Genomic DNA, 21,606 nt, shown 5'->3' with positions numbered 1-21,606 from the left:
ATCTGCGCAGGCCATTGCACGGTGCCCGATAAAATGCAGCCATGCTCGCCAATACCGCCCAAACCCTGCAACTCGCCCGTGAGACCCTCGACATCGAGGCCTCGGCCTTGTTGCAACTCAAAGCCCGACTTGATGATCGTTTTGTCAATGCCGTGAACATGGTGCTGGGTGTCAAAGGCCGCGTGGTCGTCACCGGCATGGGCAAGAGCGGGCACATTGGCCGCAAGATTGCCGCCACTTTGGCCTCCACCGGCACACCCGCCATGTTTGTCCATCCGGGCGAGGCCAGCCACGGCGATCTGGGCATGATTCAGACGATCGATGTCGTACTGGCGATCTCCAACAGCGGTGAGAGTGATGAACTCGTGGCCATCCTGCCGGTGTTGAAGCGCCAAGGCGTGCCACTGATTGCCATGACTGGCGGTTTAACCTCTTCATTGGCCCGTCATGCGGATGTGTTGCTTGACTGCTCGGTCGAAAAAGAAGCCTGCCCCTTGAACCTGGCGCCCACAGCCAGCACCACAGCCCAACTGGCCATGGGCGATGCCTTGGCCGTCGCATTGCTCGATGCGCGGGGTTTCAAGCCCGAAGACTTTGCCCGCTCACACCCCGGCGGCTCTTTGGGCCGCAGACTGTTGACGCATGTGTCAGATGTCATGCGCAAAGGCACGGATGTGCCGCAGGTCGGGCCTGACGCCGAGTTCACCACGCTGATGCGCGAGATGAGCAGCAAAGGCCTGGGGGCGACATCAGTGACCGACGCCGATGGCCGCGTGCTGGGCGTGTTCACCGATGGTGATCTGCGTCGTTTGATCGAAAAAGGCGCCGACCTGCGCAGCCTCAAAGCACGCGATGTGATGAACAGCCAGCCGCGCACCATTCGCGTCGATGCGCTGGCCGTCGAAGCGGCCGACATCATGGAGCAATACCGCATCACCAGCATTCTGGTCATCGACGATGCCGGGCACTTGTGCGGTGCCATCAACACCAACGACCTGATGCGGGCCAAAGTGATCTGACATGCAAACCCTCATCCCCGCCTTGAACTACCCGCCCGAGTTGCTGCTGCAAGCCCAGGGCATTCGCGTTGCTTTTTTTGACGTGGACGGCGTGTTGACCGATGGCGGCCTTTATTTCTCTGAAGCAGGTGAGGCCCTCAAACGCTTCAACACGCTGGACGGGCAAGGCCTTAAATTGCTGCAACAAGCAGGCATCACACCCGTGGTCATTACCGGCCGCGACTCGCCTGCACTGCGCTTGCGTCTGAAGGCTTTGGGCATTGCACACGCGCGTTTTGGCACAGAAGACAAGCGTCCTGCTGCCGAAGATTTTTTACAAACTCTGGGGCTCAGCTGGTCACAGGCTGCGGCCATGGGGGATGACTGGCCCGACTTGCCCGTCATGCAACGCGCCGCATTTGCTTGCGCACCCGCCAACGCGCACGCACAAGCCAAAGCGGTCGCGCACCACATCACCACAGAACGGGGTGGCGAGGGTGCTGCACGCGCATTTTGCGATCTGCTGCTGGTGGCCAGCGGGCATTACGCCAAGCTGTTGGCCCAGGTCGGAATCAGCGCACACACAGGCCCATCCGCATGAACTGGGGACGCCGCTTGCTCGACAAACTGAGCGTTTACCTGCCTTTGATCGTGATGGCTTTGCTGGCATCGGGCAGTTGGTGGCTGGTCAGAAGCGTGCCCGAACTGTTGACTGCAACAGCCAACAAACCTGTGCGCCAAGACCCCGATTACCGCCTGGCTGATTTTTCGGTCACATCGTTCGATGCCCGCGGCCGTATGACGCGCGAAGTCAGCGGCACCCAAGCGCAACATTACCCGGCAACCGAAGCCTTGAACATTGAACAAGTGCGCATCTACGCCGAAAGCGAAACCGGCACACAAATGAATGCCCGCGCCACACAAGGCATCGCCACAGACGATGGCAAAAAAGTCACGCTGATAGGCAGTGCCTACGCCATCCGCCATCCGCACGACAGCAGCCCCAAGATTGAACTCCGGGGTGAACGCTTGGTGGCGCTGCCCGACGAAGACCGCGTGGTGTCATCTGACCCTGTACAGATCACCCGCGACACCGACGTGTTCAATGCCGAATCCATGAACTTCAACAGCAACACAGGGGAATACCTGCTGCAAGGTCGCGTACGCGGCATGTTGATGCCCAAACCTAAAAACTGACGCTGGGCTCAAGCGCCACAAACAACAAAGCCCTGCAGAGCAGGGCTTTGTCAAATTCATTGGCCAACCGTCAGATTGGCCAGACGCGTGAATCAGTAACCGCCGCCGTAGCCGCCGCCACCGCCTTCGCGGCGACCGCCACCGCCAGAACCGCCGTTGCCGCCACGAGGACCTGCGCCGTAGGGGCTGCGGAAACCGCCACCACCACCTTCGCCGCCGCCGTAGCCGCCACCGCCTTCGCGACGACCGCCGCCGTAACCACCACCGCCGCCGCCTTCACGACCGCCGCCGTAGCCACCGCCACCGCCTTCGCGGCCACCGCCGTAACCGCCACCGCCGCCGCCGCCGCCTTCACGGCGGCCACCGCCAAAGCCACCACCGCCACCAAAGCCGCCACCACCTGTGCGGGGAGGACGTGCTTCCATGGGGCGGGCTTCGTTGACCACCGCATTGCGGCCACCCAAAGGCTGACCATTCATGCCGTTGATCGCAGCTTGAGCTTCGTCGTCGCTGCCCATTTCCACAAAGCCGAAGCCTTTGGAGCGGCCAGTGTCACGTTCCATCATGACTTTGGCGCTGGTGACCACACCGAATTCACCAAAAGCTTGTTCAAGATCGCTGTCGCGAACCGAGTAAGGCAGGTTGCCGACGTAAAGTTTGTTGCCCATGAAAGGGACTCCTCAAAACACAGAGATAAAAGCGATGAAGCTCCGAAAACGCATTCAACAAACCTGAAAACTTCGGATGGAAAGCGAAACTGATCTGGTCACCGCGAACATGACTTCGCTGCTTCTGACAGTGAAGTGTGGCAATTATGAGCGAGAAAACAAAAATAAATGCAAGTGATATTCCCGGGAAAATCAACAGAATGTGCGTTGCAGCACATTTCCGTTGTTTTACCAACTCACTTCGCGGTCGGGCGTGGCACTGATTTTGTGAACGGTCAAATCGGCGCCATCAAACTCCTCTTCGGGGCTGAGTTTCAAACCCAAAGTCAATTTGAGGACACCATAGACCAAAACCCCACCCACCAGCGCCCAGCCCACGCCCATGGCGGTACCGATCAATTGCGCGCTCAGGTTGACGCCACCCAAACCACCGAGCGATGTCGCGCCAAAAATGCCTGCGGCAATGCCGCCCCAAGCGCCGCAAATGCCGTGCAAAGGCCAAACGCCCAGCACATCGTCGATCTTCCATTTGTTTTGGGTCAGGGTGAACATGACCACAAACAAACCACCCGCCACAGCGCCGACCACCAATGCACCAAACGGGTGCATCAGGTCCGATCCGGCACACACGGCCACCAAACCGGCCAAAGGGCCGTTGTGCACAAAGCCTGGGTCGTTTTTGCCCAAGACCAAGGCGACCAGCGTGCCGCCCACCATGGCCATCAGCGAGTTGACCGCCACCAGGCCCGAGATTTTGTCCAGTGTTTGGGCGCTCATCACGTTGAAGCCAAACCAGCCCACGATCAAGATCCACGAGCCCAGCGCCAGAAAGGGGATGCTCGATGGGGGGTGCGCCGAAACCACGCCGTCTTTGCGGTAACGGTTGTAGCGAGCGCCCAAGAGCACCACAGCCGGCAAAGCGATCCAGCCGCCCATGGCGTGCACGACCACCGAACCGGCAAAATCGTGAAATTCATCGCCCGTGGCCGCCTTGATCCAGGCTTGCACGCCAAAGTGCTGGTTCCAAGCGATGCCCTCAAAGAAGGGGTAGACAAAACCGACAATCACAGCAGTGGCGATCAGCTGGGGCCAGAACTTGGCCCGCTCGGCAATGCCGCCCGAAATGATGGCGGGAATGGCCGCAGCAAAGGTCAGCAAGAAGAAAAACTTGACCAGGTCATAGCCATTTTTGGCCGCCAATTGCTCGGCACCGACAAAGAAGTTCGTGCCGTAGGCCACGCTGTAGCCAACCACAAAATAAACCACGGTGGAGACAGAGAAGTCGACCAAGATCTTGACCAGCGCATTGACCTGGTTCTTTTTGCGAACTGTTCCCAGCTCCAAAAACGCAAAACCGGCGTGCATGGCCAAGACCATGATGCCGCCCAACAATATAAATAGCGCGTCTGCGCCCTGTTTCAGTGCTTCCATAGCCATCTCTCAAGGTTTTTTGAATTGATTTGGTGCATAAAGGGCCTAAAAACCCTTGGCGCACCAAACGAAAGCAAGAAATAGGCCCAAATTGATGCACGACACCCTCATGCCCGAAAGTGGGTCACGTAAGATTCGTTCTTTTATAAACAGCGCAGCGTATTGATATGGAAGCATTCCTCGTCTCGACCGGCATCGTGGCCTTGGCTGAAATGGGTGACAAAACCCAACTCCTGTCACTGGTTTTGGCCGCCCGCTTCCGCAAGCCTTGGCCCATCGTTCTGGGCATTCTGGTCGCCACACTGGCCAACCATGGTTTGGCGGGCGCAGTGGGCAGCTGGGTCACGACCATGATGGGCCCCGACATGTTGCGCTGGGTGTTGGGCGCCTCGTTCATCGCCATGGCGGTGTGGATGCTGATCCCCGACAAGCTCGACGACGATGAAGGCGACAGCGCACCGCGCATGGGCGTTTTCTTCACCACCTTGGTGGCCTTCTTTTTGGCCGAAATGGGCGACAAAACCCAGATCGCCACCGTGATGCTGGCGGCGCAATACAACGCCTGGTTTTTGGTCGTGGCAGGCACCACACTGGGCATGATGCTGGCCAACGCCCCAGTGGTGTGGCTGGGCGACGCCATCACCCAGCGCGTGCCTCTGCGATTGGTGCACCTGATATCGGCAGGCATATTTGCCGTGTTGGGCGCTGTGGCCCTGCTGGGCTGGGGCTGATTTATACTTGCATCGCGCCGATTTGCTCCAGCTTGCGGGCGCAGGAACCTCAGGGATTCCAAAATGCAGCTAAAGAGGCCGATCCAACCCGGTACCGCTTCTTGAGTGTTATCGGGTTTTTTCATTTGCACCATGAATTTGATCGCCACGCCCCAGTCGATGACCTTTGAAGCCCCTTTGCCTTTGCAAAGCGGCGCGTCCATCCGTGGCTATTCACTGAGCTACGAAACCTACGGCACGCTCAACGCCGACAAGTCCAATGCGGTACTGATCTGCCACGCCCTGAACGCCTCGCACCATGTGGCGGGCGTGTATGCCGACCAAGCCCACAACGTGGGCTGGTGGGACAACATGATTGGCCCGGGCAAATCACTCGACACCAACCAATTTTTCGTGATCGGGGTGAACAACCTGGGCTCGTGCTTTGGCTCGACAGGCCCCATGCATGTCAACCCCGACACAGGCCGCGTATACGGCGCAGACTTTCCGGTGGTCACCGTGGAAGACTGGGTCAACGCGCAAGCCCGCTTGCTGGATGCATTGGGCATCGAACAGCTGGCCGCCGTGATGGGTGGCAGCTTGGGCGGCATGCAAGCCTTGAGCTGGACACTGCAATACCCCGAACGCGTCAAGCACGCGGTGGTGGTGGCCAGTGCCCCCAACCTGAACGCCGAAAACATCGCCTTCAACGAAGTGGCCCGCCGCGCCATCGTGACCGACCCAGACTTCCATGAGGGCCACTTTTACGAACACGGCGTGGTGCCCAAGCGCGGCCTGCGCATCGCCCGCATGATCGGCCACATCACGTACCTCAGCGACGACGTGATGAACGAAAAATTTGGCCGTGAACTGCGCGAGGCCGTCACGCACAACGCCACTGGCTACAAATACTCCACGCAAGAAGTGGAGTTTCAGATCGAAAGCTATTTGCGCTACCAAGGCGACAAGTTCAGCGAATACTTTGACGCCAACACCTATTTGCTGATCACCCGCGCACTGGATTACTTTGACCCGGCGCGTGCCTTTGGCGGCGACTTGTCGGCCGCACTGGCCCGTGCCAGCTGCCAGTTCCTGCTGGTCAGCTTCAGCACCGACTGGCGCTTTTCACCCGCCCGCAGCCGCGAAATGGTCAAGGCCCTGCTGGACAACCGCCGGGACGTGAGCTACGCCGAGATCGACGCCCCACACGGGCACGACGCCTTTTTGCTCGACGACGCGCGTTACCTGAATGTGGTGCGCTCCTACTTTGACAACATGGCCAAAGCCCTGAACCAAGGAGGTGCTGCATGAGCGATCCCCTGATCATGCAAGCCATTGCCCGCTTGGTGCCGCACGGCGCCCGCGTGCTCGACCTGGGCTGCGGCGACGGTGCTTTGCTGGCCCATTTGCAACAGCACAATGGCTGCACCGGCTACGGCGTGGAGCTCAGCGATGCCAATGTGCACGCCTGTGTGCAACGCGGCGTCAATGTGCTGCAACTGAACCTGGACGAAGGCCTGAGCCTGTTTGCCGACCAATCGTTTGATGTGGTGCTGCAAATCGACACGCTGCAACACCTGCGCAATGCCGAAACCATGTTGCGCGAAACGGTGCGTGTGGGCCGCGTAGGCATCGTGGCCTTCCCCAATTTTGGGCACTGGTTCAACCGCCTGAGCGTGCTGCAAGGCCGCATGCCCGTGACCAAGCGCCTGCCTTACCAGTGGTACGACACGCCCAACATCCGCGTGGGCACGTTTGCTGACTTTGGTGATCTGGCCCGCAAAAACCATTTGCAAGTGGTGGACGCTTTTGGCCTGCAAAACGGCCATGAAGTTCGGACATTGCCCAACCTGATGGCGGGCACTGCCGTTTACAAATTGCAGCGCAGCTGAACCCCATGACGGGGATGGCCTGTGCGGCCAAATCTCCGGGGTGACGGACTGACAACGCGCGCACCCGCGAACGCGGCGGCTGCCCAGAACGCAAACCTTGATCAACATCAACGCCTGTCGCGTGGCGGGCGTGCCACCGCCTGTGGTTTCGGTGTAGGCTGAAAATCATGGCCACAACAACACCCACAGCCCCGTCCCAAAGCCCGCCCGAGCGAGCATCGCCCTTGTCCTTGCGCCGTGTGGCCATCGACACTTACCGAGAAAACGTGGCCTACCTCAACCGCAACTGCGCCGTGTACCGCGCTGAGGGTTTTCAGGCACTGTCCAAAATACAAGTACGCGCCAATGGGCGGCATGTGCTGGCCACGCTGAATGTGGTGGACGATGACAGCATCGTGGCCTGCGGCGAAGTGGGTTTGTCCGAAGACGCCTTTCAACATTTGGGCATTCCCGACGGACACACCGCGTCGGTCTCGCAAGCCGAACCTCCTGCGTCAATGGAAGCGCTGTTTCGCAAGATCGATGGCGAACGCCTGAACCAGGACGACTTCCATGCCATCGTGCAGGACATCGCAGCGCACCACTATTCCAAGATCGAACTCACGGCGTTTGTGGTGGCCACCAACCGGGGCGAGATGGACCGCGAAGAGGTGTACTTTCTGACCGAAGCCATGGTGGCTGCCGGTCGCCGTCTCGACTGGCGCGAGCCCCTGGTGGTCGACAAACACTGCATCGGCGGCATCCCCGGCAACCGCACGTCGATGCTGGTCATGCCCATCTTGGCGGCCTACGGCATTCTTTGTCCCAAGACCTCATCGCGCGCCATCACCTCGCCCGCAGGCACGGCCGACACCATGGAAGTGCTGGCCGATGTCGAACTGCCGTTTGAAAAACTCTCAGAGATCGTGCGCACCCACCGGGGCTGCCTGGCCTGGGGCAGCACAGCCGATTTGTCTCCGGCCGACGACGTGCTGATCGCGGTCGAAAGGCCGCTGTCGCTGGATTCACCCGCCCAGATGGTGGCCTCTATCCTGTCCAAAAAAATCGCGGCCGGTTCCACCCATCTGGTGCTGGACATTCCTATCGGCCCCACGGCCAAAGTGCGCTCCATGCCCGATGCGCAGCGCCTGCGCAGGTTGTTTGAATACGTGGCCACACGCATGCACCTGTCTCTCGAAGTGGTCATCACCGATGGACGCCAACCCGTAGGCCAAGGCGTAGGCCCCATGCTGGAGGCCCGCGACGTGATGCGCGTGCTCGAAAACGACCCGCGTGCACCCAACGACCTGCGGCAAAAATCGCTGCGACTGGCCGGGCGTTTGATCGAAGCCAGCCCCGATGTGCGCGGCGGTGACGGCTTTGCCATCGCACGCGACATCCTCGATTCGGGTCGAGCCCTCAGCCGCATGCAAGCCATCATCGCCGCACAAGGCGCACGCCCGTTTGACCACAACCACCCGCCGCTGGGGGCGCTCACACTGGAAATATGTGCACCCACCGACGGCGTGGTGATCGGCATCGACAACCTGCAAATCGCCCGCGTGGCCCGCATGGCCGGAGCCCCCAAAGTACAAAGCGCCGGGGTGGACCTGCTGCACAAACTGGGCGACAGCGTCACGCAAGGCGAGCCGCTGTACCGCGTGCATGCCGCCTACCCGAGCGACCTCGAATTTGCCGCGCAACTGTGCCACAAAGCCAGCGGCTACACACTGGGCCAGGCCGATGAAGTGCCGCGTGTGTTTGTCGAGTTTTGACCGTCAAATTGAAGCGCTGGAGTTGTGATGCCCAAACCCGGTACCGCCGATGCCCCCGGTGCCCTGCTGTATTTTGAAGACGAAGCCCCCGCCGCCTTGCGCCTGGCCAATGCCACGGGCCTGGCGCCACACCGGGTGGAAAGCCACCGCTTTCCCGATGGCGAAATCCAGCTGACACTGCCCGCGCACTTGCCGCCGCGTGTGGTGTTGCTGCGCAGCCTGCACCAGCCGGGCGACAAACTGACCGAGCTGCTGCTGGCCGCGCCCACCGCACGCCAGCTGGGCGCACAACACATCAGCCTGGTTGCGCCCTATCTGGCTTACATGCGGCAAGACATGGCGTTCGCCCCAGGCCAGGCGGTCAGCCAACGCATCGTGGGCGCATGGCTGGCCACGCTGTTCGATGCGCTCATCACCGTAGACCCGCACCTGCACCGGGTGGCCACTTTGGCCGAGGCCGTGCCGGCCCGCCAAGCCATCACGCTGAGTGCGGCACCACTGCTCGGCGACTGGATTGCGCAGCACCGCCCCGGCACATTTTTGCTGGGGCCAGACAGCGAGTCAGCGCAATGGGTCACACAAGCCGCTGCCGCCCACGGCCTGCAACATGCGGTGTGCAGCAAAGTGCGCCACGGCGACCACGCCGTGGCCATCACGCTGCCGCCGTGCGATCTGCGCGGCCAAGCCGTGGTGCTGCTGGACGACGTGGCCAGCAGCGGCCACACCCTGGCGACAGCCGCAGCGCTGGCCTTGGCCGCAGGCGCTGCCAGTGTGGACGTGGCCGTCACGCACGCCCTGCTGGCAGGCGATGCGCTGCAACGCATTCACGCAGCAGGTGTGGGCGAGTTCTGGAGCACAGACAGCATTGCGCATGCGAGCAATGTGGTGGGGTTGGCGGCATTGCTGGCGGGGGCGCTCAATGAGATTCAAGTCGGGCATGACGGTGCCCTTCTGTCACACCCGGCTTGATCAGGTGTCCATGCCAGCTTGGCAGTCAGATTGACAAAAAACAGGTCTTTATGAGCAACTGCAACCGGTGCGAGTCTGTCTTTACAGCACCCTCCTCAGGCGCTTTCCCGAGCCTTCCCCAGCGCCTCCCGCAACACCTTCAAATTGCCAATGTGGTTGGCCAACAGCAAGATCAGGCGGGCGTTAAGTGCTTCGCTTTGTTCGTCGCTCAGGCCGTTGTGGGCGTCGATCAGGTGTTCATAAAACTCGTCGCCGGGTGAGAAGTCACGGAAAAATCGGCGGCCAGCTTCGTGGAAGTTGGGGTCTGTTTTCAAAGCGGTGTTCATGTCGGTGCTCATGTCAGTTCTTGCTGCGGGTCAGGCCTGGTCCATGTGGCCACCCACATTGAGACCTGTTGCGCGGGCCAAGGCGGCTTGCACGGCGTTCGCGTTCAGACCGCGCCAGCGGGCCACCACATGCTGGTCGGGGCGCAGCAAATACGTGGTGCCGGGTGTGGCGTCGTAGCGCTTGGCCACCAAGCCTTGGGTGTCAACGATGACGTCCATGCCGGGGATGCTCAGCAAGCGCGGCGCCACGATGAGGATGGTGGGCTTGAGGGGCTGTGCATGCGCGCCCGCGCCTGGGCGCACGCAGTCAGCCTGCACGCCCACATCGGCGAGCTGCGCGAGTTGGGCGGGCGAGGGCAGTGCATCCACAAACCACAAAATCTGAAAGCCCTTGCCCACTTGGTCGAGCAGCCAGGCATCTTGCCCAGCCACTTGCACCGGCGCGTCGTCCATCGGGGCACCGGGCACCATATTGCCCTCAAAGGCATCGGCATCGGGCGTGTTGAGCACCGAGCCAGTCAAGAACGAGGGCACCGACAAGCGGCCCGAATTCACCAACTTGCGGGCAAACGGGTAATGCTTGGCCAGCGCCAGCACCTGGTTGCGAAAGGTCTTGCTGGTGCGGCTTTTGGGCGTGATGAAGTCGGTCGAGCGGGTCGAGTTCATGATGTTCTCGTCAGCGGCAAACTGGCGATCGTGCGCGTAGGTGTCGAGCAGTTTCTCGCTGGCCTGGCCCTTGATCACCAGCGCCAGTTTCCACATCAGATCGTCCGCATCCTGAAAGCCCGAGTTGGCCCCGCGAGCGCCAAAGGGCGAGACCTGGTGCGCCGCGTCGCCCACAAACAACACGCGGCCATGGCGAAAGTCGGTCATGCGGCGGCACTGGAAGGTGTAGATGCTGACCCACTCCAACTCAAAGGGCCGGTCGTCGCCCAACATGGCTTGCAGGCGCGGAATGACTTTTTCGGGCTTCTTTTCTTCTTCGGGGTCGGCGTCCCAGCCAAGCTGAAAATCAATGCGCCAAACGTTGTTGCTTTGCTTGTGCAGCAGCACGCTTTGGTTGGGGTGAAAAGGCGGGTCAAACCAAAACCAGCGCTCAGCGGGGTAGTCGGCTTTCATGATCACGTCGGCGATCAAAAAGCGGTCTTGGAACACGCGGCCTTCGATGTCAAGCCCCAAGTGGCGGCGCACCGGGCTGCGTGCGCCGTCGGCCACCACCAGCCAGTCGGCTTCGATGTCAAACGTGCCATCGGGCGTTTCGACCGTGAGGGTAGCGTGGTCAGCAGACGGCGTGACGGCGGTCACCTTGTGTTGCCAACGGATGTCGGCACCCAGCGCCAAGGCCCGGGCAATCAGCATCTCTTCGACGTGGTACTGCTGCAAATTGATCATGCCTGGGCGCTTGTGGCCTGCGTCGGGCACCAAATTGAACTGATAGACCTCGGCTTCTTCCAGAAAGGTGCGCCCAATGTTCCAGCTCACGCCCATGTCGCAGGCTTGCTCGGCAATGCCCAAACGGTCCAGGATTTCAAGCGAGCGCTTGGCATAGCAAACAGCACGCGAGCCCACCGAGACGGTTTTGTCGTCGTCCAGAACCAGCACATCCAAGCCCTGCAGTCGGGCGTCGATGGCCGCCGCCAAGCCCACTGGCCCGGCACCGATCACGATCAGCGCTTTGCGCTGGGGCGGGTTCGACATCAAGTCGGCAGGCCCTTTATAGGGATAAATCGGGTTGACGTAAGCACCCATGTGAAGAGCTCCAGAATGGTCAAAAGCACCTCTCGGTGCGACAGGCCGTAATTTACTATAGATAAATTAGTTTACCTATCCGTAATTTTAATGGGCCGGATTTCACCCACACCAAGGGCCTGAATCGGGTCGACAGCCAGGGGCACGAAGTCAGGCTATGCTCGGGACTTGTCTTTTTGTATGACAAGCTCATGACTCAAAACTTCACCCCCGTGACCAGCGGTGCCCGCCTGTCGGACCAAGTGGCCGAGCAACTGGCCACCGAGATCAAACAAGGCCGCCTCATGCCGGGCGACAAACTGCCCACAGAGGCCCGTTTGGTCGAGCAGTTTCAAGTCAGCCGTACGGTGGTGCGCGAAGCGGTGTCGCGCCTCAAGTCCTTGGGCTTGGTCGACTCGCGCCAGGGCAGCGGGGTGTTTGTCAACCAAAAACTGCCCTTCGCGCCGCTCAACTTCGAGGCTCGCCATGCGGCCTCGCAAGAAGCGGTGATTCAAATGGTCGAGGTGCGCCGGGCACTGGAAGCCGAAGTGGCCGCATTGGCCGCCCAGCGGCGCAACGCCCGTGACATTCGCGCCATTCAACAAGCCGTCAAAGCGCTGGACACTGCCGTGAAAGCGGGAGGCAACGGCGTGGCCGAAGACGTGAAGTTTCACCGGGCCATTGCCGACGCCACACGCAACCCGTTTTTGATCCAGACGCTGGAATACCTGGGCCAGTTTTTGCACGGGGCCACGCAAGTGACGCGGGCCAACGAAGCCCGACGCATCGACTTTGCTGTCGAAGTGCAAACCGAGCACCACGCCATCTTGCAAGCGGTGGAGGCAGGCGACGCAGAAGCCGCCCGGCAAGCAGCGGCCACACACATGGGCAACGCCATTTTGCGCATTCAGGGTGCGCCCGCTGACTTTTGGCAGCATGAAGGCGAACGCCTGGCGCAGCCCTTGGTCAAAGGGCTGCGCAACTAAGCCCGTTACGGACATGAAACACACCCCCATGAAACAAGCTTTGCGCGCAAGCGCTCTTTCTGCACTGGTCTGTCTGGGCACTTGGGCTGCGGCCTGTCACGCCCAGAACGCCGTGACGCCACTGGCCACAGTGCCCTCGGTGGACGTGCCGCGCTACATGGGCACTTGGCATGAGATCGCCAAATACCCCAACTGGTTTCAAAAGCAATGCGTGAGCAGCACACAAGCCACTTACAGCCTGCAGCCCGACGGTCGGGTGCAGGTGCTCAACCGCTGCAAAACCGACAAGGGCGAATGGCGCGAAGCGCTGGGCGTGGCCCGTCAAATCGGCGGACCGACTTCGGCCAAGCTCAAGGTGCGCTTTGCCCCCGAATGGCTGTCCTTCATTCCCATGGTCTGGGGCGATTACTGGATCATTGACCTAGACCCGCAATACCAGTGGGTGGTGGTGAGCGAGCCCAGACGCGACTACCTGTGGATCTTGTCGCGCACACCGCAATTGCCGCCTGCGACGGTCCAGCAGTTGCTGGACAAATTGGCCACTGCGGGCTTTGACCTGAAACGGCTGGAAATCAGCCCACCCTGAAACCCCGCGCCATCAAAGCGCAAGCCCTTTGGCGTTCAAGGCACCTGCACCGTTTCCAGGTACATGAGCAAGGACACGATGCGGTTGCGTGCGGACCACTCTGCCGTGCGTGGCGAGTCGCCAGTTTGGGTCATGGCGCGGGCCTTGAACTCATTGCCCCACACCGGCATTTCGCGCGAGCCGTGCGGACCGGATTCGCCCGACCAGCGGCCGTCGATCACCTCCCACATGAGCTCTTGCGGAAACTTGCCGCCGTTGCGTCTGGCAACCGTGGTCAGGTCCGATGGTGGCTTGACCAAAAAGGAATGCACAGGACCATCGCCTTTGGCCGAAACGCCGTGGCAGCTGGCGCAATTGTCTTTGTAGTCAGCACGCCCCAAGCCCACCGATGTTTGTGCCCACGCTGTGGCCGTGACGCTCAGGATGCTGGCGATCACGGCCTGGCTGATGGTGTTGCTTTTCATGTTGGCTCCTGTTGTCTTGAAGGAACCTCATGATCCGAAAATCACCATGTCGCGTCTGTGTGCTGTCGCGCTAAAGCACGCAGATCGGTTCAGGCGTTGAAAATCGACACCGTCTTGGTGGTCAGATACGCCTCCAGCGCCTCAGGGCCACCTTCAGAGCCATAGCCCGAGTCCTTCATGCCGCCAAAGGGCAGCTCGGGCCAAGGTGCTGCGGGCTGGTTGACCCAGAGCATGCCCACTTCCAGGCGCTGACTCAGCAGGTGCGCGGTTTTCATCGAATTGGTGAAGGCGTAACCCGCCAGGCCGAACGGCAAACGGTTGGCCTCGGCAATCGCGTCTTCGATCTTCTCGAAAGTGCGAATCGCGGCAATCGGGCCAAAGGGCTCGTTGTTGACCACATCGGCATCCAGCGGCACCTGCGACAACACCGTAGGCGCAAAAAAGTGCCCTTGCGTGCCGATGCGCTCACCGCCGGTGAGCACCTTGGCACCTTTGGCGCGGGCATCTTGCATGATGGCCTGCATGGCCAGCAGGCGACGCTCGTTGGCCAGCGGGCCCATGCTGGTGCCTGCCACCAGGCCGTCGCCGACCTGCAGCGACTCGGCGTGCGCGGCCAACAGCTTGGCAAGTTCGTCTGCAATCTTGTGGTGCACCAAAAAGCGGGTGGGCGAGATGCAGACCTGGCCCGCGTTGCGGAACTTGGCAGCGCCTGCGGTCTTGACGGCCAGCGCAATGTCGGCGTCTTCGGCCAGGATGACCGGGGCGTGGCCGCCCAGCTCCATGGTCACGCGCTTCATGTGTTGGCCCGCCAACGCGGCCAGTTGCTTGCCCACGGGCGTGGAGCCAGTGAAGGTGATCTTGCGGATCAGCGGGTGCGCGATCAGGTAGTTTGAAATGTCTGCGGGCGTGCCATAAACCAGACCAATCACGCCAGCGGGAACGCCCGCGTCGTGAAAGGCGCGGATCAACTCGGCAGGTGCGGCAGGCGTTTCTTCGGGGGCTTTGACGATAATCGAGCAACCCGTGGCCAAGGCAGCGGACATCTTGCGCACAGCCTGGTTGATGGGAAAGTTCCAGGGCGTGAACGCCGCCACCGGCCCCACAGGCTGCTTGAGCACCTGTTGCTGCACGTTGATGTTGCGCGGCGGCACGATGCGGCCATACACGCGGCGGCCCTCTTCGGCAAACCACTCGATGATGTCGGCCGCCGACATGGCCTCGACCTTGGCTTCGCCCAAAGGTTTGCCTTGCTCTTGTGTCAGCAATTCGGCGATTTGCGGGGCGCGTTCGCGCATCAGGACGGCGGCTTTGCGCATGATGGCGCTGCGCTCGTTGGCCGGGGTGTCACGCCACAACTCAAAACCTTTTTGTGCGGCTTGCGCTGCCCGCTCCAGATCGGGCACGCCGGCATGGGCCAAGCGACCGATCTCGGTGCCGGTGGCGGGGTTGAACACAGGCAAGGTGCGGCCGTCTTGGGCATCGCACCATTGGCCGTTGATGAAGAGTTGTGTGTTGGGGTAGGTCATGTCGTTGTCCGTCAGTCGGGGTTTGAAATGCAAAAAAAGAGGCGGGAAAAGGGGTGAATGCAAGCGTGGGCAAATTGTGTCTGGATTTCGGGCCAGCCCCGTCAACCACGGGACAGGCGGGCGCATTCACACCGGACGCAAAAAAGCGGCCAGATGCTCCAGCAGCACATTGACCCGGTGCGGGATGTAGCGGTTGCTGGGCAAGACCGCATAAATGCCCAAAGGCGGCGGGGCAAAGTCGTGCAACAGTTCAAGCACCTCGCCACGCGCCAAATACGGCTCGGCAATGAAGTCGGGCTGCAAGGTGATGCCCATGCCTTGGGCAGCGGCGCGGGTCAGGGCCAAACCATTGTTGGCCCGGATGCGCCCGCGCACCGGGAATTGCTGCAACTGGCCAGCCACCCGGTAAGGCCAGGTCGCCGAATTCATGGACATCGAATACACCAGACACTCGTGGTGCGCCAAGGCCTCGGGGTGGCTGGGCTCCCCGTGCTCCGACAGATAAGCGGGCGAAGCCAGCGTGAGCAAGCGCACCTGGCCCAACTGCCGCACGATGTCGCCGGGCTGCAAATCGGCGGTGATGCGGATCGACAGGTCAATGCCTTCTTCGATCAGGTTGGCGCGCTGGTCCGAAAAATCCATCATCAACTCGATGTGCGGCTGCGCCTTGGCAAAGGCCAGCAGCGCGGGCATGAGCCGCTCCAAACCAAAACTGATGGGCAAACCCAGCCGAATGCGGCCACGCGGCACGGCCTTTTCTTCGTCCAGGCTGGACTCGGCGGCATCGACCATGTTCAAAATGACCCGGCACTTTTCCAGATACGCCGAGCCCGCAGGCGTGAGCGTCAGGCTGCGGGTGCTGCGCGTGATGAGCTTGACGCGCAGGTGCTTTTCCAGCGCAGCAATCTGGCGCGTGATCGCCGAACGCGCCACCTGCAGTTGGTCGGCCACGGCGGTGAAGCTGCCCGCTTCGGCCACGCGCACAAAGATTTGCATTGCATCGAGTTTGTCCATTGTTGCTGATTCTGCAACAAATATTTGCCCATTGGCTACTTTTTCAATGCAGCCGAACCCCCTAAAGTCCACCCATCGACAACGTTCAACCCTGACCTTCAAGCCCCCAGCCATGACCGCCCGCCGCCCTGTTCTTTTTGTGCCTCACGGCTCGCCCATGTTTGCCCTGCACCCCGGTGCGGCAGGTGCGGCCATGAGCCAGCTGGCAACGCAACTGGGCACGCCCCGCGCCATCGTGGTGGTCAGCCCGCATTGGGAAACCACGGTGCCCACGGTGGGCTTTGCCACCCGGCCCAAAACCATCCACGACTTTGGCGGTTTTGACCCGCGCCTGTACCAGATGCAATACCCCGCCACCGGCTGCCCCGAAGTGGCTGCGCAAGTGGTCGCCGCTTTGCAAAACGCCGGCCTGCCCACGGCGCAAGACGCCCAGCGCGGCCTGGACCACGGCGCATGGATTCCACTGCGCCAGATGTTCCCCGATGCCGACATCCCGGTGGTGCCCCTGTCGGTGCAAAGCCACCTGGGGCCTGAACACGCTTACCGGGTCGGGCAAGCGCTGGCCTCGCTGGCCGTGCAAAACATCCTGGTCATTGCGTCGGGCAACATCACCCACAACCTGCGTGATTTCATGTTGGTCAGCATGCAAGGCGGGGCAACGCCCCCGTATGTGCAGGCCTTTGCCGACTGGATTCACACCCACATGACGCAGCACGACGTGCCCGGCCTGCTGGCGTATCGCCAACAAGCCGAAGGCCAGCGTGCCCACCCGACCGACGAACACCTTTTGCCCCTGTTCACCGCCTTGGGCGCTGCGGGCAATGGCGCACAGCCAGAGGCGTTTTTTCGCGGCATCAGCGACCATGTGATCGCCATGGATGGCTACGCCTTTCACTGATCGTTTTCAACAGATACACCATGAACACCCACTACACCCGCACCGCCAAAAGCCTGCATTGGCTGATGGCCCTGATGATCTTCGGCCTGTTGGCCCTGGGCTTTTACATGAGCGACCTGCCCTTGTCGCCCGACAAATTGCAGTACTACGCTTGGCACAAATGGGCGGGCGTCAGCGTGTTCGCCCTGGTCTGGCTGCGCTTGGCCTGGCGCATCACGCACCGCCCACCCGCGCTGCCAGCCAGCATGCCCGCCCACATGCAATGGGCGGCACATGCGGGTCACTTTGCGCTGTACGCCCTGATGATCGCCATCCCGCTGAGCGGCTGGCTCATGAGCTCGGCCAAGGGCGTGCAAACGGTCTGGTTCGGCGTGCTGCCCATCCTCGACCTGCTGAGCAAAGACAAAGAACTGGGCCACACCCTGGCCGAATTACACGAAGCCCTGAACATCGGCTTGCTGCTGCTGATCGCAGGCCACGCTGCTGCGGCCTTGTTTCACCACTTTTTTCACAAAGACGACACGCTGCACCGCATGCTGCCAAGCCGCTAGCGTCTTGCCCATTCGCGTCTTGCCCGACACTGAAACCCCGATCGTTGCCCTGCCATTTTGAGGAACACCATGAACACCGTTTTGAAAACCCTGCTGGCCCTGACCGCCACCGCACTCGGTTTGCAAGCCCAAGCCGCGCCTTACCAGTCCATCGTCCCCGCCAAGAGCAGCGTGACCTTCAGCTACAAGCAAATGGGCGTGGCCATGGATGGCCGCTTCAAAAAGTTTGCCGCCCAGGTGAACTTTGATCCAGCCAAAGCCGAACAGGCCAAAGCCAGCTTTGAAGTCGATCTGGCCAGCGTGGACGCAGGCTCCAGCGAAGCCGACCAAGAGGTGGTGACCAAGTCATGGTTCAACGCCGCGGCCTTCCCCAAGGCCAGCTTTGTCGCCAAACAAATCAAACAAACCGCACCCAACCAATACGAAGTGCAGGGCACGCTCAGCATCAAGGGCCTGAGCCGCGATGTGAAGTTCCCCATGAAACACACCGCCCAAGGCAAAGACGGCCTGCTGACCGGCAGCTTCACCCTCAAGCGTGCCGACTACACCATCGGCGAAGGCATGTGGGCCAAGTTCGATGTGGTGGCCAACGACATCCAGGTCAACTTCTCGCTTGCCACGGCGCTCAGCAAGTAAGCATCCCAAGACATGGACCCCTCTTTCAACCCCTCTCAACCTTTCTTCACCAACAGGAGCTTTCCCATGACATCTTTCAAAAAAATCGCAGCCGCTTTGGCCTTCGCATCGGTGGCCGCAGGCTCGGCCCTGGCCGCGCCCGTGACCTACAACGTCGACGGCTCGCACACCTTCCCGCGTTTCTCGTACTCGCACTTTGGCTACTCGACCCAGCTGAGCAGCTTCAGCAACACCACCGGTAAAGTCGTTTTAGATACCGAAGCCAAAACCGGCGCGGTGGACGTCGTGATCGACATGAAATCGGTCAACACCGGTTTTGCCGACTTCAATGGCCACATCCAAGGCGAAGACTTCCTCGACACCGCCAAGTTCCCCACCGCCACCTTCAAGTCCACCAAAGTGGTGTTTGAAGGCGACAAGCCCAAAGCCATCGAAGGCCAGCTGACCATCAAAGGCGTGACCAAGCCCGTGACCCTCACGGTCACCAGCTTCCAGGCCATGCCCCACCCCATGATGAAAAAGCCAGCGCTGGGCGCCAACGCCTTCACCACCATCAAGCGCACCGAGTTCAACGCCGGCAAATACGCGCCTTACGTGGGTGACGAAGTTCGCATCGACATCGCCATCGAAGCGGTTGCACAGTAAGCCATTGCCCCTGCGCTTTTGAAGCGCACATACAGCGCACATACAGCGCACTTGCAGCGCATTTCATCCAGGCCACGCCGGCTTACCGGCGTGGCTTTTTTGCGGGTCAGGCCGATGCCTACACAGTTCGGTATAGCCCATCTCGCTGCCTCAAATTGACCGGTCGATCACTGGCAGATCGACGGCTGCTTTTCTAACATGGGGGCTCTTTTCATTCAGAAGCCGATCAACCCCATGCGCCCGGAAACACGCCCCCTGATGGGACGGTGGTCGCATTCATTTGTGGAGACCACGATGTCTTTGTTCAAAAAAATTCTGGTGCCCATTGATGGCAGCAACACGTCCAACAAAGCGCTGGACTATGCCCTCAAGTTGGCACAGGCAGACCAAGCCGAAGTGCGCCTCATCTACTGCATTGACGAGTTGTCACTGCTCAGCAGCCACGCCTATTCAGGCGAGATGGTTCAACTGGCCCGCGAAAGCGGCCACACCATTTTGCAAAGCGGCATGGCGCTGGCCAGTGCAGCCAAGGTCAAAGCAGACACACGCTTGGTGGATCGGGTCGGCCAACGTTTGGGGGAATCGGTGGCCGATGAGGCGGGCAACTGGGGTGCCGACCTGATTGTGCTGGGCACGCACGGCCGACGCGGCATTGGCCGCGTCTTGCTGGGCAGCGGCGCAGAGCAGGTGATGCGCATGTCGCCCGTGCCTGTGCTGATGGTCCGGGGATTTGACTGAGCCACGCGACAAGCCAGCGCCTATGGCAGGCGCTGGCCCTGTGGGTGATGGGATGGCTGCGTCAGGCCCCGTGTTCTCCCTGATGTCAGGCTCTTTCAAAATTTGTATGATGACCTGATTAATCTGAATCAGGAGACACCTCATGCAACGCAGAAACTGGATTGCGGCAGCCGCCGCCTTGGTCGCGGTATCGCCTTTGCTGACCACATCCGCGTTGGCTCAGGCATGGCCTGCACGCCCCATCAAATTGGTAGTGCCTTTTCCACCGGGTGGTCTGATCGACAACATGGCCCGATTGGTGGCGCCCAAACTGGCACAAGAACTGGGCCAACCGATCGTCATCGACAACAAGCCCGGTGCCGGTGGCAACTTGGGCGCAGCCGAAGCGGCCCGCGCACAAGCCGATGGCTACACGCTCTTGATGGCGTCACCACCGCTCACCATAAGCCCGGCGCTCTACACCAAACTGCCTTACAAACCCGAGCAAATCGTGCCGGTCGGCCTGCTGGGCCGTGTGCCCAATGTGCTGGTGGTCAACCCGGCGTCGGGCATCCAGTCGGTGGCCGACCTGAGCAGCCGCATCCAAGCCAAGCCCGGCCAACTCAATTACGCGTCCAACGGACAAGGCACTTCTTTGCACCTGAGCGCCGAACTCTACAAAAGCCTGTCCGGTTTGTTCATCACGCACATCCCCTACCGGGGTGCAGCGGCAGGCCTGACGGCCGTCATGGCCGATGAAGTCAGCATGATGTTTGACAACCTGCCCTCGGCTTTGGGCCTGATCAACGGAGGCAAGCTCAAGGCCATTGCCGTGACTACGCCCCAGCGCAGCAGCGCGCTGCCCAACGTGCCCACCATGGAAGAGGCGGGCATCAAGGGCTATCAGGTTTTTGCATGGTTTGGCTTGGCCGCACCTGCAGGCTTGCCTGCCCCGGTGCAGCAAAAGCTGGAACAAGCGCTCGAGCGCGTGGCCAACCAAGCCGAAGTCAAAGCCGCAATCCAAAAAGCCGGGGCCGAGCCCACCTGGGTCAATGCGCAGGGCATGGCCAGCTTCATGCAAGCCGACATGGCGCAGTGGAAAAAGGTGGCCAGCTACGCCAAGATCAACCTGGACTGACTACCGCCTCTGGCATGCTCAATGGCCCGCGCTGGGTTTTTTGTTCCAGCCGCTGGGCCACGGCATAACCAGAAATGAACTCTGCGTTGATCATGCCCGGCACGAACAGCAGATCAGGGATGCGCAAGAAAGGGCTGCTTTCAGGCAACACCTGGCTGTTGTAGATGAAAAACTTGTACTTTCTTTGCAAGCCCTCGATCATTCTCTCGTGCATCGTTTGCTGCAAGACGTAACGCGCATCGATGAACAACACGCTGATGTGGGGCTCAATGCCCAGCAATTCCAGCGGATGCAACATCAATTGAATCGCATCAGGGTCCAGGCTTTGAACCAGCAAAGGGTCTAGGTCATCGCCTTGGTGCAAGATGCAAATCTTGCCGCTGTTGGGACGATCTCTGTAGTTGTGGGCTTTGCGGTACGCATCAATTGAATGGGTGTCAATCCGCCAGTGGCCACCCTGTGTTCGCATGGCTTTCAATTCACCACGCGTCACCATGTTTTGGATCGACCCAATCGACAAAGCCAAATCGGCAGCCGTCTTGGCTGCGCTCATGTATTTTGTGATGTCATTCAGCATGGTTTATCTGTCGCTGTTACGCGAACGTTGCTCAGTTATGTCATCTTTGCAAAAAAATGGCCCGTGCCCAAGGGGTGTCAGGTCTTGGGCCAGGTCGACCGTAAAAACGATCAGGGCGCTTGTAAAGCGCGGGTTGATCAACACCTGATGCTGCGCGTCGAAAAACACCCAAACTTCGGCCACAGGCCGAAGTTC

The 21,606-nt window shown here is 60.6% G+C and carries 24 protein-coding genes; 16 read left to right on the top strand and 8 right to left on the bottom strand.

Annotation, left to right across the window (positions count from 1 at the left end):
• Window positions 1-41: 41 nt before the first annotated feature.
• From ACZ5RG_RS15000 to lptC, 3 genes are read left to right on the top strand one after another with little or no spacing between them, the layout of a single operon-like run.
• Window positions 42-1,019, top strand: a complete 978-nt coding sequence (locus ACZ5RG_RS15000; RefSeq protein ID WP_019431068.1) for a KpsF/GutQ family sugar-phosphate isomerase — start codon at window positions 42-44, stop codon at window positions 1,017-1,019.
• Window position 1,020: 1 nt separating this feature from the next.
• Window positions 1,021-1,599, top strand: coding sequence for a KdsC family phosphatase (locus ACZ5RG_RS14995; RefSeq protein WP_019431067.1), 579 nt, complete (start codon window positions 1,021-1,023; stop codon window positions 1,597-1,599).
• Complete coding sequence (gene lptC / locus ACZ5RG_RS14990) at window positions 1,596-2,195, top strand: LPS export ABC transporter periplasmic protein LptC (protein ID WP_019431066.1); 600 nt, start codon at window positions 1,596-1,598, stop codon at window positions 2,193-2,195. The genes ACZ5RG_RS14995 and lptC overlap by 4 nt, the downstream gene beginning before the upstream one ends.
• Window positions 2,196-2,287: 92 nt before the next feature.
• Here lptC and ACZ5RG_RS14985 read toward each other — a convergent pair whose 3' ends face one another.
• Together ACZ5RG_RS14985 and ACZ5RG_RS14980 are read right to left on the bottom strand one after the other, a co-directional pair.
• A complete protein-coding gene (locus ACZ5RG_RS14985; protein ID WP_019431065.1) occupies window positions 2,288-2,863 on the bottom strand; it encodes an RNA recognition motif domain-containing protein in 576 nt (191 codons plus the stop codon).
• A 228-nt stretch (window positions 2,864-3,091) separates the two neighbouring features.
• Complete coding sequence (locus ACZ5RG_RS14980) at window positions 3,092-4,294, bottom strand: ammonium transporter (protein WP_019431063.1); 1,203 nt, start codon at window positions 4,292-4,294, stop codon at window positions 3,092-3,094.
• Window positions 4,295-4,461: 167 nt separating this feature from the next.
• Here ACZ5RG_RS14980 and ACZ5RG_RS14975 point away from each other — a divergent pair, with 167 nt between their 5' ends.
• The 5 genes from ACZ5RG_RS14975 (at window position 4,462) to ACZ5RG_RS14955 (ending at window position 9,619) form a co-directional block, all read left to right on the top strand.
• Entirely contained in the window at window positions 4,462-5,025 is a 564-nt protein-coding gene (locus tag ACZ5RG_RS14975) for a TMEM165/GDT1 family protein (protein ID WP_019431062.1), read from the top strand.
• 132 nt (window positions 5,026-5,157) lie between these two features.
• Window positions 5,158-6,315 carry a homoserine O-succinyltransferase MetX gene (gene metX / locus ACZ5RG_RS14970; RefSeq protein ID WP_298599588.1) on the top strand — a complete coding sequence of 386 codons (1,158 nt, stop codon included), beginning with the start codon at window positions 5,158-5,160 and terminating at the stop codon, window positions 6,313-6,315.
• On the top strand, window positions 6,312-6,896 hold the full coding sequence (metW, locus tag ACZ5RG_RS14965; protein WP_019431060.1) for a methionine biosynthesis protein MetW: 585 nt from the start codon (window positions 6,312-6,314) through the stop codon (window positions 6,894-6,896). The genes metX and metW overlap by 4 nt, the downstream gene beginning before the upstream one ends.
• Before the next feature lie 167 nt (window positions 6,897-7,063).
• Window positions 7,064-8,650 (top strand): thymidine phosphorylase family protein, encoded by a 1,587-nt coding sequence (locus tag ACZ5RG_RS14960; RefSeq protein WP_019431059.1) that lies wholly within the window; start codon window positions 7,064-7,066, stop codon window positions 8,648-8,650.
• Between the two features lie 27 nt (window positions 8,651-8,677).
• Entirely contained in the window at window positions 8,678-9,619 is a 942-nt protein-coding gene (locus ACZ5RG_RS14955) for a ribose-phosphate diphosphokinase (RefSeq protein ID WP_464447476.1), read from the top strand.
• A 95-nt stretch (window positions 9,620-9,714) separates the two neighbouring features.
• Here ACZ5RG_RS14955 and ACZ5RG_RS14950 read toward each other — a convergent pair whose 3' ends face one another.
• Window positions 9,715-9,957 carry a DUF2783 domain-containing protein gene (locus ACZ5RG_RS14950; protein WP_019431057.1) on the bottom strand — a complete coding sequence of 81 codons (243 nt, stop codon included), beginning with the start codon at window positions 9,955-9,957 and terminating at the stop codon, window positions 9,715-9,717.
• A gap of 18 nt (window positions 9,958-9,975) precedes the next feature.
• Window positions 9,976-11,694, bottom strand: coding sequence for an FAD-dependent oxidoreductase (locus ACZ5RG_RS14945; protein ID WP_464447475.1), 1,719 nt, complete (start codon window positions 11,692-11,694; stop codon window positions 9,976-9,978).
• Window positions 11,695-11,885: 191 nt separating this feature from the next.
• Between ACZ5RG_RS14945 and ACZ5RG_RS14940 the strand changes: the two genes are divergently transcribed.
• Window positions 11,886-12,659 carry a FadR/GntR family transcriptional regulator gene (locus tag ACZ5RG_RS14940; RefSeq protein WP_298599601.1) on the top strand — a complete coding sequence of 258 codons (774 nt, stop codon included), beginning with the start codon at window positions 11,886-11,888 and terminating at the stop codon, window positions 12,657-12,659.
• Window positions 12,660-12,687: 28 nt separating this feature from the next.
• Entirely contained in the window at window positions 12,688-13,245 is a 558-nt protein-coding gene (locus tag ACZ5RG_RS14935) for a lipocalin family protein (RefSeq protein ID WP_231733881.1), read from the top strand.
• A gap of 35 nt (window positions 13,246-13,280) precedes the next feature.
• Here the strand turns inward: ACZ5RG_RS14935 and ACZ5RG_RS14930 are convergent, their stop codons facing one another.
• The 3 genes from ACZ5RG_RS14930 to ACZ5RG_RS14920 form a co-directional block, all read right to left on the bottom strand.
• On the bottom strand, window positions 13,281-13,709 hold the full coding sequence (locus ACZ5RG_RS14930) for a c-type cytochrome (protein ID WP_019431053.1): 429 nt from the start codon (window positions 13,707-13,709) through the stop codon (window positions 13,281-13,283).
• An 89-nt stretch (window positions 13,710-13,798) separates the two neighbouring features.
• Window positions 13,799-15,235: an NAD-dependent succinate-semialdehyde dehydrogenase gene (locus ACZ5RG_RS14925; RefSeq protein WP_464447474.1), complete on the bottom strand. Its 1,437-nt coding sequence runs from the start codon at window positions 15,233-15,235 to the stop codon at window positions 13,799-13,801.
• Between the two features lie 126 nt (window positions 15,236-15,361).
• Entirely contained in the window at window positions 15,362-16,249 is an 888-nt protein-coding gene (locus tag ACZ5RG_RS14920; RefSeq protein ID WP_019431051.1) for a LysR family transcriptional regulator, read from the bottom strand.
• Window positions 16,250-16,361: 112 nt separating this feature from the next.
• Here ACZ5RG_RS14920 and ACZ5RG_RS14915 point away from each other — a divergent pair, with 112 nt between their 5' ends.
• The 6 genes from ACZ5RG_RS14915 (at window position 16,362) to ACZ5RG_RS14890 (ending at window position 20,834) form a co-directional block, all read left to right on the top strand.
• Window positions 16,362-17,147: a DODA-type extradiol aromatic ring-opening family dioxygenase gene (locus ACZ5RG_RS14915; RefSeq protein WP_464447473.1), complete on the top strand. Its 786-nt coding sequence runs from the start codon at window positions 16,362-16,364 to the stop codon at window positions 17,145-17,147.
• 20 nt (window positions 17,148-17,167) lie between these two features.
• Window positions 17,168-17,698, top strand: a complete 531-nt coding sequence (locus tag ACZ5RG_RS14910; protein WP_464447472.1) for a cytochrome b — start codon at window positions 17,168-17,170, stop codon at window positions 17,696-17,698.
• Between the two features lie 69 nt (window positions 17,699-17,767).
• Window positions 17,768-18,334, top strand: a complete 567-nt coding sequence (locus ACZ5RG_RS14905; RefSeq protein ID WP_298601048.1) for a YceI family protein — start codon at window positions 17,768-17,770, stop codon at window positions 18,332-18,334.
• 66 nt (window positions 18,335-18,400) lie between these two features.
• Complete coding sequence (locus ACZ5RG_RS14900; RefSeq protein ID WP_026036845.1) at window positions 18,401-18,979, top strand: YceI family protein; 579 nt, start codon at window positions 18,401-18,403, stop codon at window positions 18,977-18,979.
• 294 nt (window positions 18,980-19,273) lie between these two features.
• On the top strand, window positions 19,274-19,717 hold the full coding sequence (locus ACZ5RG_RS14895) for a universal stress protein (RefSeq protein ID WP_231733880.1): 444 nt from the start codon (window positions 19,274-19,276) through the stop codon (window positions 19,715-19,717).
• 142 nt (window positions 19,718-19,859) lie between these two features.
• Window positions 19,860-20,834, top strand: a complete 975-nt coding sequence (locus tag ACZ5RG_RS14890; protein ID WP_019431045.1) for a Bug family tripartite tricarboxylate transporter substrate binding protein — start codon at window positions 19,860-19,862, stop codon at window positions 20,832-20,834.
• On the opposite strand, the gene ACZ5RG_RS14885 is transcribed toward ACZ5RG_RS14890, so the two are convergent.
• Window positions 20,821-21,411, bottom strand: a complete 591-nt coding sequence (locus ACZ5RG_RS14885) for a helix-turn-helix domain-containing protein (protein ID WP_019431044.1) — start codon at window positions 21,409-21,411, stop codon at window positions 20,821-20,823. The two genes, ACZ5RG_RS14890 and ACZ5RG_RS14885, sit on opposite strands and share 14 nt — an antisense overlap.
• Window positions 21,412-21,606 lie beyond the last annotated feature (195 nt).

Source organism: Limnohabitans sp. TEGF005, from assembly GCF_055394835.1.
This window is presented reverse-complemented; position numbering and strand designations above follow the sequence as displayed.

Coding starts and splice junctions, on each gene's coding strand:
- ACZ5RG_RS15000 (WP_019431068.1), top strand. CDS start 42: ATGCTCGCCAATACCGCCCAAACCCTGCAACTCGCCCGTGAGACCCTC.
- ACZ5RG_RS14900 (WP_026036845.1), top strand. CDS start 18,401: ATGACATCTTTCAAAAAAATCGCAGCCGCTTTGGCCTTCGCATCGGTG.
- ACZ5RG_RS14910 (WP_464447472.1), top strand. CDS start 17,168: ATGAACACCCACTACACCCGCACCGCCAAAAGCCTGCATTGGCTGATG.
- ACZ5RG_RS14960 (WP_019431059.1), top strand. CDS start 7,064: ATGGCCACAACAACACCCACAGCCCCGTCCCAAAGCCCGCCCGAGCGA.
- ACZ5RG_RS14975 (WP_019431062.1), top strand. CDS start 4,462: ATGGAAGCATTCCTCGTCTCGACCGGCATCGTGGCCTTGGCTGAAATG.
- metW (WP_019431060.1), top strand. CDS start 6,312: ATGAGCGATCCCCTGATCATGCAAGCCATTGCCCGCTTGGTGCCGCAC.
- ACZ5RG_RS14995 (WP_019431067.1), top strand. CDS start 1,021: ATGCAAACCCTCATCCCCGCCTTGAACTACCCGCCCGAGTTGCTGCTG.
- ACZ5RG_RS14920 (WP_019431051.1), bottom strand. CDS start 16,249: ATGGACAAACTCGATGCAATGCAAATCTTTGTGCGCGTGGCCGAAGCG.
- ACZ5RG_RS14950 (WP_019431057.1), bottom strand. CDS start 9,957: ATGAGCACCGACATGAACACCGCTTTGAAAACAGACCCCAACTTCCAC.
- ACZ5RG_RS14915 (WP_464447473.1), top strand. CDS start 16,362: ATGACCGCCCGCCGCCCTGTTCTTTTTGTGCCTCACGGCTCGCCCATG.
- ACZ5RG_RS14890 (WP_019431045.1), top strand. CDS start 19,860: ATGCAACGCAGAAACTGGATTGCGGCAGCCGCCGCCTTGGTCGCGGTA.
- ACZ5RG_RS14925 (WP_464447474.1), bottom strand. CDS start 15,235: ATGACCTACCCCAACACACAACTCTTCATCAACGGCCAATGGTGCGAT.
- ACZ5RG_RS14930 (WP_019431053.1), bottom strand. CDS start 13,709: ATGAAAAGCAACACCATCAGCCAGGCCGTGATCGCCAGCATCCTGAGC.
- ACZ5RG_RS14885 (WP_019431044.1), bottom strand. CDS start 21,411: ATGCTGAATGACATCACAAAATACATGAGCGCAGCCAAGACGGCTGCC.
- ACZ5RG_RS14955 (WP_464447476.1), top strand. CDS start 8,678: ATGCCCAAACCCGGTACCGCCGATGCCCCCGGTGCCCTGCTGTATTTT.
- lptC (WP_019431066.1), top strand. CDS start 1,596: ATGAACTGGGGACGCCGCTTGCTCGACAAACTGAGCGTTTACCTGCCT.
- ACZ5RG_RS14980 (WP_019431063.1), bottom strand. CDS start 4,294: ATGGAAGCACTGAAACAGGGCGCAGACGCGCTATTTATATTGTTGGGC.
- metX (WP_298599588.1), top strand. CDS start 5,158: ATGAATTTGATCGCCACGCCCCAGTCGATGACCTTTGAAGCCCCTTTG.
- ACZ5RG_RS14935 (WP_231733881.1), top strand. CDS start 12,688: ATGAAACAAGCTTTGCGCGCAAGCGCTCTTTCTGCACTGGTCTGTCTG.
- ACZ5RG_RS14905 (WP_298601048.1), top strand. CDS start 17,768: ATGAACACCGTTTTGAAAACCCTGCTGGCCCTGACCGCCACCGCACTC.
- ACZ5RG_RS14985 (WP_019431065.1), bottom strand. CDS start 2,863: ATGGGCAACAAACTTTACGTCGGCAACCTGCCTTACTCGGTTCGCGAC.
- ACZ5RG_RS14895 (WP_231733880.1), top strand. CDS start 19,274: ATGTCTTTGTTCAAAAAAATTCTGGTGCCCATTGATGGCAGCAACACG.
- ACZ5RG_RS14940 (WP_298599601.1), top strand. CDS start 11,886: ATGACTCAAAACTTCACCCCCGTGACCAGCGGTGCCCGCCTGTCGGAC.
- ACZ5RG_RS14945 (WP_464447475.1), bottom strand. CDS start 11,694: ATGGGTGCTTACGTCAACCCGATTTATCCCTATAAAGGGCCTGCCGAC.